The organism is Bacillus sp. RZ2MS9 (assembly GCF_001816185.2).
GTDB lineage: Bacteria > Bacillota > Bacilli > Bacillales > Bacillaceae_G > Bacillus_A > Bacillus_A cereus.
In genome coordinates this window covers 1,608,663-1,625,518 of the sequence record NZ_CP049978.1, presented here as the reverse complement: position 1 = coordinate 1,625,518, position 16,856 = coordinate 1,608,663, and the positions used below count along the sequence as shown (strand labels likewise).

Genomic DNA, 16,856 nt, shown 5'->3' with positions numbered 1-16,856 from the left:
ACCTACTCAAAAATTCTCCATCTCCTATCATACATGTTTTTACACGCTATGAGAATGAAATTTCTTTGACAACTTTGTAAATCAATCTTCTACTTCTCTTACAATGGAGGATTTTCTAATAATCTGAAGGAATATGTACAGTGGAACTTATTTCATATTAAAGGGGAGACACGATGAAACAAGCACTATTAATTATCGACGCTCAGCAAGAATTAATTGATGGAAATGAGCAAGAAAATGAAGTTTTTCGTAAAACCGAGCTATTATCTACACTAAATATAGCCCTCCAGAAAGCAATAGATTCAAATGCTCTTATTGTTTTCGTAAGAGATATCGATGTTGCTTCTGGTAGTGGCGAAGGATTTGAAGTACATAATCAAATTCAAGTACCCCAGTCTGCAATCTTTATTAATAAAGCAGCAACCAATTCATTCTACGGTACTTCTTTACTTGAACTTTTAAAAGAAGAAAACATTAATCATATTGTTATAGGCGGATGTAAAACAGAACATTGCATTGACACTGCCGTTAGGACAGCAACTGTACAAGGATTTGACGTTACATTAATTAAAAACGGTCATTCAACAACTGATTCTAACGTATTGTCTGCAGAACAAATTATTGGTCATCACAATAAAACTTTACACGGTCATTATAACGTTGATCATTTTTCTATGGTGCGAGATATCGAGGAAGACCTCTTTCAGCCAACTCATGACCAATATCGTGATTAAATTGGCTCAAAAAAGAATCCTTCATTTAAAAGGATTCTTTTTTATCCAAAAATTTGCGATGCAATACTATATAGTTCACTATTTCTTTTTAATAACCGATTACTATTTTTCATCATAATTGGTGGTGTATTCACTTTTTTAAAACCAGCAACCTCTAATTCTTTCATGAAATCGTTCTTTCCTTCTGGTACATCCATTCTTAATTTTCCATTATGCCCTCTTGCTAAATCATGTACAATTCTCATTGCCATCTCATCATTTTTAGCAACAACCGGCCCTATTATCTTATTTTCTGGTGTTTGTATGCTTAAACCGTAACCTAATACATTTTGTTCCTTGTCCCTTACAACGATACACTGTTCACTTTGCATAATTCTTTTCTTTAAAAACTCTTTTCTATTTGTTCCAAACGCATATTCATCTATTTTTATTATTTTTTCTAAATCACCCTCTTCATAATTCATCACATAATCTTCATTTCTTACACAATAATCTTTCGCATTGTATGAGTTACATATGTATTTAGAAACATAACTTACTGCCCTAAATCCTAACTTTTCATATAAAGGTTTCCCTTCATCCGTAGCAATAAGCATAATTGGGGTATGAGCTGATACGCTTTTAACGCACGCTTCCGTTATTATCTTTCCAATCCCTCTCCCCTTATAATCTGGATGTACAATCACCATTCCGATAGACGCTAATTTCTCCCCATATAATATTATTGCCGCGCTAGCAATTAGTTCCTCTCTCTCATTCCAAACACCGTATACATTCCCTGCGTTAAAAATAGTCTCAATTTCTTCTCTGTTATAATCCCACCCAATATAAGAAGATAATGATACAATATTCCCTGTTTTTGCTTCCCTAAGACGCTCCACTCTAATTTCCAATTCAATCATACTCCATCCCCTTATCTAGACATTTAAATCATTATTATCAAATCAACTTGTACATGTTTCCATTTATTTATCACACACATATCCTATTTTGACCAAGACTATATTGGAAATGAGGTGACAACATGCCCATTACGAATCGATTTTCTACCACCACTAACGGCGCACTCGCTATTACAGGTAATACTTTAGGATTAAGTAAAATTAGTAATCAAAACCGTGCTGGTACAATCGGTGCAATTGGTGCATTCGTAACTACGAATACTGCTTTACAAGTACCTACTTTTCCTGCAGGTACAACGTTAAACTATACACAAAATAGTTCTACCGCTATTTTAAATATCCCTGCTGGTAGTACTATTCTTTACGCAGAACTCGTTTGGGGTGGAAACTATTTATCTCGTGATCAAAACATTACGAGTATTTTAGGGAATCCTGTTTCTTTCACAACACCTGTGTCAACATACTCAATTACCCCTTCGGCTATTACAGCTTCAAATCAAACTTTCGTTTCTGGATCTGTCACATTTGGATTCTATACACGATCTGCAGATGTAACATCCCTCGTTCAAGCTGCTGGATCTGGCTCTTATACAACCGGCTCTGTCCCTGGACTTGTTGATCCTTTAGATGCTTCTAATGGGGCTATCAATTCTTCTGGATGGACGCTCATTGTCGCTTATCAAAATGGTTCCTTACCTGCAAGAAACTTAACCATTTATGTAGCTGGTAACCGTGTTTCTGCAGAAACTGGTAGTGCCGATGTATCTGTTTCTGGATTTTTAACACCTTCAGGAGGACCAGTAAGCGGGAGATTATTTTTAAGTTCTACCGAAGGAGATGCAGATTTAACCGGGGATCAAGCTTTATTTGGACCAAATTTCAGTTCATTAAATGCTTTATCTGGACCAAACAATGCTATAAATAATTTCTTCGGTTCTCAAGTTAATAATGCTGCAGGAAACTTAGATACAACAGGGACATTCGGAACGCGAAATCAAAGTGCTTCTACAAGTACAAACATCTCCGCAGGAAGACAGGGCTGGGACATTACTTCCATTGATATTTCTCCTTATTTAACAAACTCACAAGTATCCGCCGCAATCCGTTTAACTACTAACGGAGACGCATATATGTTAAATACAGTAGGCTTACAAATTAATATAAACTCACCAAATATACAAGCGACGAAAAGCGTGAATAAAAGTGTTGCTGCAATTGGAGATATTCTCACTTATACAGTTACTATCCCTAACACCGGGCTTCTTCCTGCCAATAACGCTATTTTTATAGATAGTCTCCCTAGCGGTACTTCTTTTATACCCGGCACTGTAACAGTAGATAACGTACCACAAACAAATGCAAATCCTGCGGCTGGTATATCTCTTGGAACAATTAATAATGGTGCTTCTCGTACAGTAACTTTCCAAGCTACTGTCGTTTCTCTTCCAAGTCAAAATCCTATCTCTAACACTGCTAATATTACATTTCAATATACACCAATCGCCGGAGGAACAACTTTTAATGGTCTTGCAACAAGCAACTCTGCTGGAACACAAATTAACCTCGCAGATATTAATGGAACAAAATCAGTTAACAAACTTTTTACCGATATTGGTGAAACATTAACTTACAGTATTGCCTTAGCTAATATAGGAAATATCGCTGCAACGAATGTGATATATACGGATCCGATTCCTAGCGGGACTACTTTCATTCCAGGGAGTGTAACTGTGAACGGAGTTACTCAAGCTGGCGCAAATCCCGCTAATGGTATATCAATTGGGTCAATTGCCGCAAATTCCACTACTACTATTTCATTCCAAGTACTCGTTCCTTCTATCCCTCAAACAAACCCAATATTAAATAGTGGAACAACAACATATCAATACATTCCTGTACCAAATCAACCAGCAGTAAGTGGGACTGATAAGACAAATATTGTCTCCACTCAAGTGAATAATGCTACTGTAACAATGACGAAAGCAGTAGATAAAAATTTTGCAGATATTGGTGATACACTAACGTACACCGTTTCCTTTACAGCTACCGGTAATACAAATGCGAACAATGTTATTTTTACAGATGTCATCCCTACTGGAACAACTTTCGTTCTAAACAGTTTAACAATAGATGGCACGACACAAGTGGGCGCAAATCCCGCTAACGGCGTGAATATTGGATCCATCCCAAGCGGCACAACAAAAAATGTTGCATTTCAAGTAGTAGTAAATACAATACCCGCGTCAAATGTCGTATCTAACGGATCAAGTGCTTCTTATCAATATACCGTCAACCCTAGCCAATCACCCGTTACAAAAAACATTTCTTCTAATCTCGTTTCCACTCAAATTAACAATGCGAATGTAACATTAACAAAATCAACTAACAAACAATTTGCCACAATTGGCGAAACGATAAGTTATACAATCCTTATTACAAACAGCGGAAATACAGCCGCTAATAACGTACAACTAACAGATCCACTTCCAAATGGAACGATATTAAATCCTGGTACTGTAACACTAAACGGAGTTTTGCAAAATGTAGATTCTCTCGTTGCATTACCTATCGGCACAATTCCTGGTGGAGCTACTTTTACCTTATCCTTTCAAGTAACAGTCATTAACATTACTGCCCAAAACCCTATTATTAATAATGCTTTCGCCTCTTATATTTACACTGTAAATCCAAGTTTGCCACCGACTTCAAAAACAGCAAATTCTAATTCTGTTACATCAACAATTAGACTAGCAAATCTCCACGTTAATAAATCTGTAGATAAAACGTTTGCGGAAGTTAGCGATGTATTAACTTACACCTTTGCTCTTACTAACGATGGGAATGTTGCAGCGAACAATGTATTACTATCCGATTCAATTGCGAATGGAACCGCCTTTGTACCAAATAGCGTTATAGTTAACGGTGTTACTCAACCAGGCGTTACACCAACTAGCATCAATATTGGTAGCATCAATGCTAATACTACAATTACAGCTTCATTCCAAGTAGTAATAACTAGCATTCCAAATCCAAATCCTATTTCGAATAGTGCTTCTATCTCCTACAACTTTATCGTTGATCCAAACGCTTCACCTGTAAGTAAAAACACTACTTCAACCACTACATTTACTCAAGTAAACGATGCAAATGTCATTTCAGCCAAAACAGTGAATCGAGCGTTCGCTACCGTAGGGGATACATTAACTTATACTGTTACTTTGACGAATGCAGGAAGTGTTTCTGCTGATAGTCCTACTTTCGTAGATACGAATCCAGACGGTACTACCTTTATTCCAAATACTTTTCTTATTAATGGTGTACTCCAAAATAACGCAGATCCAAATATAGGTGTTCCGCTACCTTCCATTGCTGCTAACGGCTCACTTACCGTCTCTTATCAAGTAACCATCACCTCTTTACCAACACAAAACCCAACATTAAATTCATCTAGTACACAGTATAGTTTTATTCTAAATCCGGGCGATCCACCAACTATAGAAACATCTGTAAGTAACACTGTAAGTACACAAATTAATTTAGCAAATGTAGTGATTGTCAAAGAAGTAGATTTAACTATCGCCGATGTCGGGCAACCAATCACATATACAATTTCTTTAGCTAATCTTGGAAATACTATAGCAAATAATGTTATTGTTACCGATATAATTCCTAATGGCTCCACTATCGTACCAAATAGTATTTTTATAGGTGGTACTTTACAACAAGGTGCAGACCCTAGTACCGGTCTTCAAGTCGGCTCCATTCCTTCAGGTGGTTTTACAACGATTGTGTTTCAAATAAGTGCAAATGGGCTACCTTCACCAAACCCAATTCAAAACAGCGCTTCACTTCAATATAGCTTTATCACTGATCCAAACTTACCTGCTCTTGTTAGAAACGCCGCTAGCAATATAGTAACTACACAAATTAATACTGCTAATATCGTTGCTACAAAACTAACGAGTACAAACTTCGCTGATATTGGTGATGTCATACTATATGCGACTATTTTAACAAATAACGGGAATATCCCTGCTGCTAATGTAACATTTACAGATATCATTCCAGCGGGTACCCTCTTCATTCCTAATACTGTAACGATTAATAATGTCCCTGTAGCTAACGCAAATCCTGCTACCGGCATTTCAATTGGTACGATAGGAGCGAATTCATCACGCACCGTTGCATTCCAAGTTTTTGTACCAACTATCCCTGCTGTAAATCCAATTACAAATCAATCAGGCACAACATTCCAATATACGTATGATCCATCCAAACCAGCTGTAATGCAGATGGTTGCTTCTAACACTGTACAGACAACTATTAATAACGCCTCAATTGCCGCTACGAAATCGGTAGATAAACAGTTTGCTAACGTAAATGATATTATTACGTACACGACTACTTTAACGAATAACGGGAACACACTTGCATCAAATATAGTATTTACAGATGCTATCCCAAGCGGGACGTCTTTTATTCCAAATAGTGTAACAGTAAATGGGAATATACTACCTAATGTAAATCCAGCGAGTGGAATAGCAATTGATCCAATAAACCCGAATGCAAATACGATAATTTCGTTCCAAGTGCAAGTAAATTCCATCCCGAATCCAAATCCAATCCCGAACCAAAGCAATACAACGTACCAGTACGTCGTAGATCCTAACTTACCTCCAGCATCCGCTAATACGTTAAGTAACGTAATAACAACTCAAATTAATAACGCTACTATTGTCGCTACGAAGTCTGTGAATACACCGACAGCTGCAATTGGTGATATCGTTACCTATACGATTGCAGTAGCAAATACAGGTAATACTCCTGCTAGTGCGACTGTTTTAACGGATGGGCTTGGTGCAGGAGCTTCATTTATCCAAAACTCCGTAACGATCAATAATGTCCCACAACCAGGATTAGATCCATCACTTGGTATTCACTTGGCAGATATTTCGCCAGGAGATACTGTATTCATTACTTTTCAAGCACAAATTTTAGCGATACCACCTAGTGGCACATTAACAAATAATGCTCTTGTAAATTATGAATATACCGTGAATCCCAACCAATCACCTGCTGTTAATAGTACAATTACGAATACAACGGTTACTCCAATTATTGATGCTACTCTTTCTATAAATAAAACTGTCAATTCAACATTCGCTACTATTGGAGATACACTTACTTTCACTTCTACCATTACTAATTCCGGTAATACTACCGCAAACAATGTTATTTTTACAGATGTAATTCCAAATGGTACAACGTTTATTCCAAATAGTTTTACGGTAAATGGAACAACTATTACTAATGCAAATCCACAAAACGGTATCAATATTGGTAACTTGAATTCAAATGCATCTGCTACACTCAGTTTTCAAGTAAACATTACAACACTTCCAAACCCTAATCCAATCCCGAACAAATCATCGCTTCAATATAGCTTTATTGTAGATATAAATGAACCGCCAGTTTCACGAACAGTTCAATCTAATAAAACTTTTACACAAGTAAATACTGCTTCCGTTATCGCAACAAAAACTGCAAGCAGTGCTTTTGCTGCTGTTGGAGATACAATTACGTATACAACTATCCTCACCAATAGCGGAAATACTTCAGCAAACACACCTGTTTTTATCGATATATTACCACCTGAACTTTCATTCGTTCCTGATAGCGTACAAATTAATACAATCCCACAACTTGGATTTAGACCAGATAGCGGAATCTCTTTAGACTCAATTCCAGTTGGAGGAACGACAACAATTAGCTTTCAAGCTATCGTTGGCTCAATACCAGCTACAAACCCAACTTTGAACCAATCTAGCACAACATACTCGATCATTATTGATCCTACCCAGCCGCCGGTGACAGAAACAGCTACAAGTAATCCAACTTTAGTTCAAATTAACGAAGCGATTATTCAAGCAACGAAAAGTGTAGATCGACTATTTTCTGACGTAGCACCTGGAAATTCATTTTTAACGTATACTGTTTTATTGGATAATATAGGAAACGCAACTGCTACGAATATCATTTTTACAGATCCGATTCCAAATAACACAGTATTTATAGAAGATAGCGTTCGAGTAGGCGGAGTTTTATTGCCTCGAGTAAATCCAGCGAATGGGATACCGATTGGGGATATTATTGCTGGAGATTTTATAAACGTTACCTTCCGTGTGCAAGTAGTTAGCATTCCAAATCCAATTTTCACAATTGGACCAGGCGGACCAAACTCACCGGTTGTAAACAGCGCTTCCATTAATTATCAATTTATGACAGGTCCAAACTTACCACTCGTTTCAAGAAGTACGACGTCCAATCCAGTTTCGACACAAATAAATTCTGGGGAAATTGTGGCAATCAAATCTGTAAATAAAACTTTCGCAACAATTGGCGATACAATTTCTTATACAATTACATTAAGTAACCCTGGAAATGTCACTTCACAAAATATAATTTTTACGGATACTTTACCTGATGGAACGACATTCATATCTGGCACTCTTACAAACGATTCTGGTACACAGCAAATCGGAAATCCAGCTAACGGAATTCAGATTGGAAATATAAACCCAAATGGAACGGCCGTGATTACTCTTAACGTACTTGTTACAAACATTCCAAGTATAAATCCAATTTCTAATTCTAGCTCTGTACAATTTGCACATGTGGTCGATCCTAGCCAACCTGCCGTATCACAAACAAATGTATCTAATGCAGTTTCGACAACTATCAATAGCGCAATTTTAACAACCCAAAAAAGTGCTGATAAATCTATCGTTTCAGTTGGAGATACGATTACGTATACAACTACTATTACAAATACCGGAAATACAGCCGCAACGAATATTACTTTCACAAGCGCTATTCCAGCTAGCACTACCTTTATACCAAATTCAGTCACAATAAATGGCGTTCAGCAGTCTAGTGCGCAACCAGCACTTGGAGTAAACATACCAAATATCGCTCCTGGTGAAACAGTAACTGTTACTTTCCAAGTAAATGTTATTTCTGTTCCCCCTTCCAGTTCAATTATGGGTAATGACACAATTTTATATTCTTATACTGTTAATCCAAACAGCGCTCCTGCTACTACCTCTACTTCAACGAATATTGCTACAAACCCTGTATTAAATGCTATGATAACGATGGTAAAATCGGTCGATCAAACCCTTGTAACACTAGGCGATACCATAACCTATACGACAATTTTAACGAATAACGGTAATACAAATGCAACGAATATTACTTTCACGGATCTTATACCAAATGGTACAACATTTATTACTGATAGCGTTACAATAAATGGACTCACACAAATTGGATTGAATCCTAATACAGGCATAACGATTGGATCAATTGCTCCTAACAGCTCAATATCTATAGCATTTCAAGTTACCGCTACTTCTACCCCTGTTCAAAATCCTATTGCCAATTCCGCTACTGCTTCTTACACATTTATTGCTGATCCCAATGCACCTATTGTTTCAAGAAACGTTACTTCAAACACAGTGTTTACTACGATTAATACAGCTACCATTCTTTCATTAAAACAAGTCGATAAATCCTTTAGTCGTATTGGAGACACACTCACTTATACTGTCGCTTTAACAAACAATGGAAACTCATCTGCACAAAATGTTATATTCACAGATACCGTGCCAAGTGGAACTACATTTATTGCAAACACATTTTCTATTAATGGAGTTCCTCAAAGTGAGGCGGATCCATCGAACGGTGTGAATATTGGGATAATAACAGCCGGGACTACAGTAACAGTTTCGTTCCAAGTTACTGTTACATCATTACCAACCGAAAACCCAATTGTAAATTTCTCATCAACATCGTATCAATTAGTCTCACCACCTGACTCAGAAACTTCAATTAGTAATCCTGTTTCAACACAGATTAAAGAAGCCATATTATCTATGACCAAAAATGAAAGTGTATCCTTTGCAGATATCGGGCAAACTGCTTTTTATACTACTTCTATTACCAATATAGGCAATACCGATGCAACTAATATTGTATTCACAGATGCATTACCAAGTGGACTCACATTTGTTCCTAACACATTAACTGTCGATGGTGTTTTACAACCTAACGCGAATCCAAATACAGGTGTATTACTTGCAACACTTCCACCAAATGAAATATATAGTATCGTCTTTCAAGTTACAGTGAACAGCATTCCTCCTAGTAACCCTGCACCAAATACAGCATCAACCACGTATGAGTTTACTGTTAATCCAAGTAATCCGCCGGCATCGAGTGCAGCTACTTCCAACACTACACTTCTTCAAATAAACAACGCAACTATTATTACCACAAAAACAGCAAATCTTACTTTTGCGGACATTGGTAATACAATAACATTTACACTTAACCTTCCTAATACCGGGAATGTGACCGCAACTGATGTAACTATTATCGATATTCTTGATAGCAATTTAAGTTTCGTTCCAAATAGTTTCACAGCTAATGGGCAAACCATTCCAAACGCCGATTTATCAACTGGTGTAAATATTGGTTCCATTAATGGTGGTAATACGGCAATCGTTACATTCCAAGCAACTGTTATTACACTTCCAACACTTAATCCTATTTCTATTTCTAATTCTGCTTCTACCACATATCATTATGTCGTTGACCCTAGCCAGCCACCTATTACAACTTCCAATCAATCTAATACAACGACAACACAAATTAATAGCGCTATCCTTACTGCACAAAAAAATTCAAATGTATCAACGGTAGATATCGGGCAGGATATTACCTACACCGTTACAATTACAAATGGCGGAAATGTTAGTGCAACGAATGTTATTTTTACCGATCTTATTCCAGACGGAACTTCCTTTGAACCGAATAGCTTTACACTGAACGGAACTAGCATCCCAAATGCAGACATCATTACAGGCGTTCCAATCGGTGATATCGCGCCAAACGAATCTGTCATCGTAGCATTTCACATTATCGCAAATGAAATTCCGCCTATAAATCCACTTACTAATCAAGCTAGCGTTAGCTTTCAACATATCGTTAATCCAGCTAATCCTCCAGTTTCAAAAAATATTATTTCTAACAACGTGACAACCAAAATTGAAAGTGCTATTTTAAATACTATTAAAATAGGAGATAAAACTTTTGCAACGATTGGTGATACGATTACGTATACAACGACTATTACGAACACAGGCAATATTCCTGCTAACAACGCTATATTCTCAGACCCTTTACCATCGTGGACACAATTTGTTGCAGGATCAGTTATTGTTGATGGCACTCCATTACCATCCGCTTCGATTATTAACGGTGTTGGCATAAATACAATCAATCCAAATCAAACTGTTACAATCATATTCCAAGTACAAATCGTAAGTAATCCAACAACGTTCACACCTGAACTCCAAAACTTAGGATTTGTTAACTTCCAATATAACGTAGGCAATGCATTACTGGCTCAGCCTGGCAATGTGGAAACGAATGTCTTCGTTACTTCTATTAATACAGCCATACTTTCAGCTGTAAAAACTGCTAATACAGCCTTTGCAAATATTGGAGATACGATCACTTATACAGTTTCGATTCAAAATAACGGCAATACAAACGCTACGAATGTAAATTTCTCAGACCCAGTTCCAACTGGAACGACCTTTGTTGAAAATAGTTTTGCTGTAAATGGAAGTACCATTCCAGGCGCAAATCCAAATAACGGAGTGAATATCGGAACAGTTAGCGCAGGTAGTTCCTTAACCGTTACTTTCCAAGTCATAGTTACATCTACTCCACCTTCAAATCCGATTACAAACGTAGCATCTATTCAATACGCATTCATCGTTGATCCGGCCTCTCCTCCTGTTACAGGCACGATAAATTCTAATAGCGCTTCAACACAAATTAATAACGCGACTGTTACAACTGTTTTACAAGCAAATCGTTCAATTGTATCTATCGGGGATGTAATTACGTATACAGCATCATTAACGAATACTGGAAACTTCCCTGCAAACTCTGTATTACTCATTAACGGAGTTCCTGAAGGAGCATTATTTGTTCCAAATAGTGTTACGCTCAACGGGATTTCACTTCCAGATGCAAGTCCAACTCTCGGTATTCCAGTTGGTATTATCGCACCAGGTGATTCCGCTACTATTACGTTCCAATTTCTTGCAAGTTCTATTCCACCGCAAGGAGCGATTATAAATCAAGCACTTACAAGTTACACGTATATTGTCGATCCAAGTCAACCTCCTGTTACAGCAACATCCTCGTCTAATACGGTTAATACAGCTGTTGTTGATGCATCGTTATCCGTAATTAAAAGTACAGATTCTCTCGTACAATCTACTGACGGTACAATCACTTACACAGTAGTCGTTCAAAACAACGGAAATACTACTGCAAATACAGTTACTTTAACAGATTTGGTCCCAGAAGGAACTGCATTTATTCCGAATAGCGTAACTATTAATAGTGTTTCCGTTCCAGGTGCCAATCCTAACGTAGGAATACCATTAAACTCCATCGCACCGTCAGAAAACGTCACTGTAACATTCCAAGTTATCGTTCAATCTATTCCAAGCGTGAACCCAATTTCTAATACAGCCCGTATTGACTATACTTTTATCGCCGATCCAACTGCTCCTATCATCTCTCGAACAATTACGTCTAATCCTGCTTTCACACAAATTTCGGATGCGACTATCCTTTCTTTAAAAGCAGTCAATGCACCTCAAGCAACAACAGGTGATATTTTGACTTACACAATAACACTAGAAAATACCGGAAATATTCCAGCTGCGAATCTCATATTTTCAGATACGATTCCCCAAGATACTACATTCGTAGAAAATAGTTTTACACTTAATGGAACAGCTATACTTGATGCCAATCCAAATGTAGGTGTTACTTTACCTACCTTAGCAGCAAACGATACTCACCTTATTTCGTTCCAAATTCTTATTAACGATTCATTCTCGCGAGAATCGATTACAAATCAATCCAATACAACATATACAATCCAACCAGACCCAGGGCAACCGCCTATTACTGAAACATCTACTAGTAATATCGTCATTACAAATTTCGTGCAAGCACAATTGACAATTACAAAAACATCCAATCCAACAACTGTAGATATTGGCGGAACTATACTTTATATTTCTGAAGTGAAAAATATCGGTAATGTTGACGCAATAAATATTGTTTTCACAGATTCTATCCCAGCTGGGACTACATTCGTTCCTGATAGTGTCACAATTAACGGTGTCCTTCAGCCAGGTCTAAATCCTGAAAACGGAATACCGATTGGAACAATTCCAGCAAATAGTTCCAAAACGATACTATTTCAAGTGCAAACAAATAATCCACCTACTGAAACCGAAATTGTAAATCAATCTTCAGCAACTTACCAATATGTAAGTATCCCTACAGCCCCACCAGTAAATCGCTCTGCAAATTCTAACATTGTTACAACATCACTTCAAAACGCAAATATTATTTCTGTTAAAAGCGCGGATGTAACTTTTGTATCAATCGGGCAAATTATTACCTACACAAATACACTACAAAATATAGGAACCGTTCCAGCTAACAATACCGTGTTCATTGATAACATTCCGGAAGGTACTATATTTATTGAAGATAGCTTAGCAATAAATAATGTAACTCAGCCTGGCGCTAATCCTGAAAACGGAGTAACTCTCGGCACGATACAACCAAATGAAACAGTCACTATTTCATTCCAAGTACAACTTACAAATATACCAGAGGGCAATACAGTCATTAATATTTCAGACACTTCGTACGAATACCAAATTGACCCTAGTTCTCCAATTATTCAGCGTAGATCGTTATCAAATGCAGTAAATACTGAAGTGCGAACGGCAAATGTTAGTGCAATTAAATCCGCTAACAGATCCATTACACGTATCGGTCAAATCATCACATATACAGTCGCAGTTACAAACGCCGGTACAATACCTATTACAAATACTCTCCTACTTGACGCAATTGCTTCTGGCACCACATTCGTTCCAAATAGCATTCTTGTAGATGGCGTACCAAGACCTAACGAAAATCCAATTACCGGTATTAATCTTGATATAATTCTTCCAAATAATACGATTATTGTTACGTTCCAAGTAAGCGTAGTCTCTATACCGCCACAAAATAACATTAATAATATCGCCGTCATTCACTATGAGTATCGACCAGACCCAAGCGGACCACCAATTTCAGAAACAACCTCTTCCAATAGTACAAATATACAATTTATTGATGCTATTCTTATTGCTACAAAATCCGCTAATACTGTATTAGCTAACATTGATGAAACCATTGAATATACAGTATTCATTCAAAATAATGGATCGACTACAACTAACTCCATCTTTTTTACAGATACTATAGCGGATGGAACAGTATTTATTCCAGGAAGTGTAATAGTTAACAATACTGTACTTCCTGCAGCAGATCCGAATATCGGCTTTTCCATTCCTAATGTCGTAGCAGGTCAAATGGCTACAATAACATTCCAAGTTTCCGTTACGAATTTACCTGCTGTAAATCCAACACCTAATACTGCAAACATCGTTTACGACTTTATTTTCAATCCTGACTTTGCGCCAATTCAAAAATCTACTACTTCCAATACTACTTTCGTTCAAATTAATGATGCTGATATCATTTCACTTAAAACTGTTGATTTGACCTCTGTAACAATTGGTGACATTTTAACTTATACAACAACTTTAACGAATACAGGGAATACGGATGCCACTACTGTTGTATTTACAGACAATATACCTGATGGAACAACCTTTATTGATGGTAGCGTTTTAGTAAATAACATTCCTCAGCTTAATGCCAACCCAAGTGCAGGTATACTTGTAGGAACGATTGCTCCTAATATTTCTATCCCAGTCACATTTTCTGTTACCGTCGTAGCTCTTCCTGCTAGTGGCCATGTTCAAAATCAATCAACTTCTCGTTATACAATAAACGTGGAAGAACAAATATCCACTAGCAATATTACCTTCACTGAAGTTATTTCTGCTAATGTAATTGCGACAAAAACAACACCTATCCAATATGCTGACCTACAAACTATTATCCCTTACACTATTTCCATTACAAACAATGGGAATATACAAGTAGAAAACATTATTGTTACAGATATCATCCCAGCAAATACGAGCTTTATAGAGAATAGTGTTATCGTGAATGGCAACGCTCGGCCAAATGACAATCCACTTAACGGTATACAAATTGATAACATTCCGCCTAATACGACAGCAACCATTCTATTCCAAGTACGGGTTACTTCGATTCCACAAACAAATCCAATCTCTAACACGAGTACAATTGAATATGAATACACGGTACCAAATCGACCACCTATTACCGAAACTATTATTTCATCAGCTGCTTTAACAGAAATTAATCATGCGAATTTGAATAGTAATAAAGCTGTTGACCTTGCATTTGCAACGGTTGGTGATACGTTAACGTATACGATTACACTAAATCAAACCGGTAATGTTGCAGTAAATGATGTAATCATTCAAGATATTATTCCTCAAGGTACTACGTTTATAGAAAATAGCGTCATTGTAAACGGAGAAACTCTTCCAGGAGTGAATCCAGTAAGCGGCATACCAATTGGTACTATAACTATTGGTGGAGATGCTATCGTTTCATTCCAAGTAACTGTGACTTCTATTCCAACACCAAATGAACTAAACAACAACGCAATTACTACTTTTAACTATATAGTCAACCCAAATAACGTACCTGTTACAAATACGACTACAACAAATACTGTCAAAACTACTGTCCAAAATGATAATGTCATTGCTTTTAAGTCTGCTGATGTAACAAACGCCTTACCTGGTCAAACTTTAACGTATACAATTACGATTACGAATAGCGGTAATGTAACGATTGAAGACCTTCTTGCCATAGACGCCGTACCAATAGATACGACTTTTGTTGCTGGTAGTGTTACGATTAACGGAATCAATCAGCCTAATGAGAATCCTGAAAATGGTATTACGTTAGGAAATCTTGCTCCTAATGAATTTGTTATTATTACGTTCCAAGTGACAATATCTTCTTCTACTCTTCAATCTACAATTAATAATGATGCTTCTGTTTCCTATACCGTTATCATTGATCCAACAAAACCACCTATTACAATTACAAAGCAAACAAATACCGTTACAACGACAGTCATTGATCCAATGGTTCGTATTGAAAAAACAACTGACAAATCTATTGTCGTTATAGGAGATATCATTACATTCACATTAGCGGTATTTAATCACTCCCCAATTCCGACAATCAGCACTTCTGTTATAGACACAATTCCAGCTGGTACAACATTTATAGAAAACAGCGTAACAATTAACGGTACTCCCGTTCCAAATGTTCGTCCAGACACTGGTATTAATATCGGCTCTTTACCTGCAGATTCAGTAGCAACTATAACATTTCAAGTCCTCGTAACTTCTATTCCTTCAAACAGTACAATTATAAATTCTGCAACAGTTACCGCTGCCTTTCAATTGACACCACAGGATCCAATTATTACTTTCATTGTTAATTCAAATATCGTTCGTATACCAGTTCAATTTATAACTACAACAGTCACGAAAAATGCTTCCGTCAGCTCTGCTTATTTAAATCAATATTTTGATTACACGGTGCGCATTACGAATACTTCTGAAATTTCACTCTCAAATATTTCATTACAAGATACTATTCCAGCAGGTTTACAATTTATAAACGGCACTGTCTTTATTAACGGTGAACGCTCTCCACTAGCGAATCCGAATATCGGTTTCCTAGTCGCTACTAATTTGGAACCAAACGAAACAATTATCGTGTTATTCACAGTACAAGTAATAAGTCCACCTGTTAATAATCCCTTTAAAAATACAGCCAATATTTCGTTACAACTTCAAGTCTCACCTACCGACCCACCAATTACAGTAACCGTTACAAGTAACGAAAACATCGTCACCTTTGTTTCAGAAAATCCAGATGAAACACTTCCAAATTTAAATTGCTTCTTTGACGGTGAGCGCTTCATTCGTATTACTCCTCGAAATGTACGAAATTACCTTTGGACTTGGATTTGGTGGAAGTAATTGAAACAAAAAAGAGATTGTAGTTTGGTTGAAACCAAATTACAATCTCTTTTTCATTA

3 protein-coding genes are annotated in these 16,856 nt (G+C 36.9%); 2 read left to right on the top strand and 1 reads right to left on the bottom strand.

Going from position 1 to position 16,856, the window contains the following annotated elements; genetic code table 11:
- Nucleotides 1–173 precede the first annotated feature (173 nt).
- On the top strand, nt 174–734 hold the full coding sequence (locus BHV55_RS08380; RefSeq protein ID WP_000806320.1) for a cysteine hydrolase family protein: 561 nt from the start codon (nt 174–176) through the stop codon (nt 732–734).
- A gap of 41 nt (nt 735–775) precedes the next feature.
- Here the strand turns inward: BHV55_RS08380 and BHV55_RS08375 are convergent, their stop codons facing one another.
- On the bottom strand, nt 776–1,636 hold the full coding sequence (locus tag BHV55_RS08375) for a GNAT family N-acetyltransferase (protein ID WP_070757122.1): 861 nt from the start codon (nt 1,634–1,636) through the stop codon (nt 776–778).
- Nucleotides 1,637–1,758: 122 nt separating this feature from the next.
- On the opposite strand from BHV55_RS08375, the gene BHV55_RS08370 reads away from it, so the two are divergent.
- Entirely contained in the window at nt 1,759–16,797 is a 15,039-nt protein-coding gene (locus tag BHV55_RS08370; RefSeq protein ID WP_070757123.1) for a DUF11 domain-containing protein, read from the top strand.
- Nucleotides 16,798–16,856: the final 59 nt, after the last annotated feature.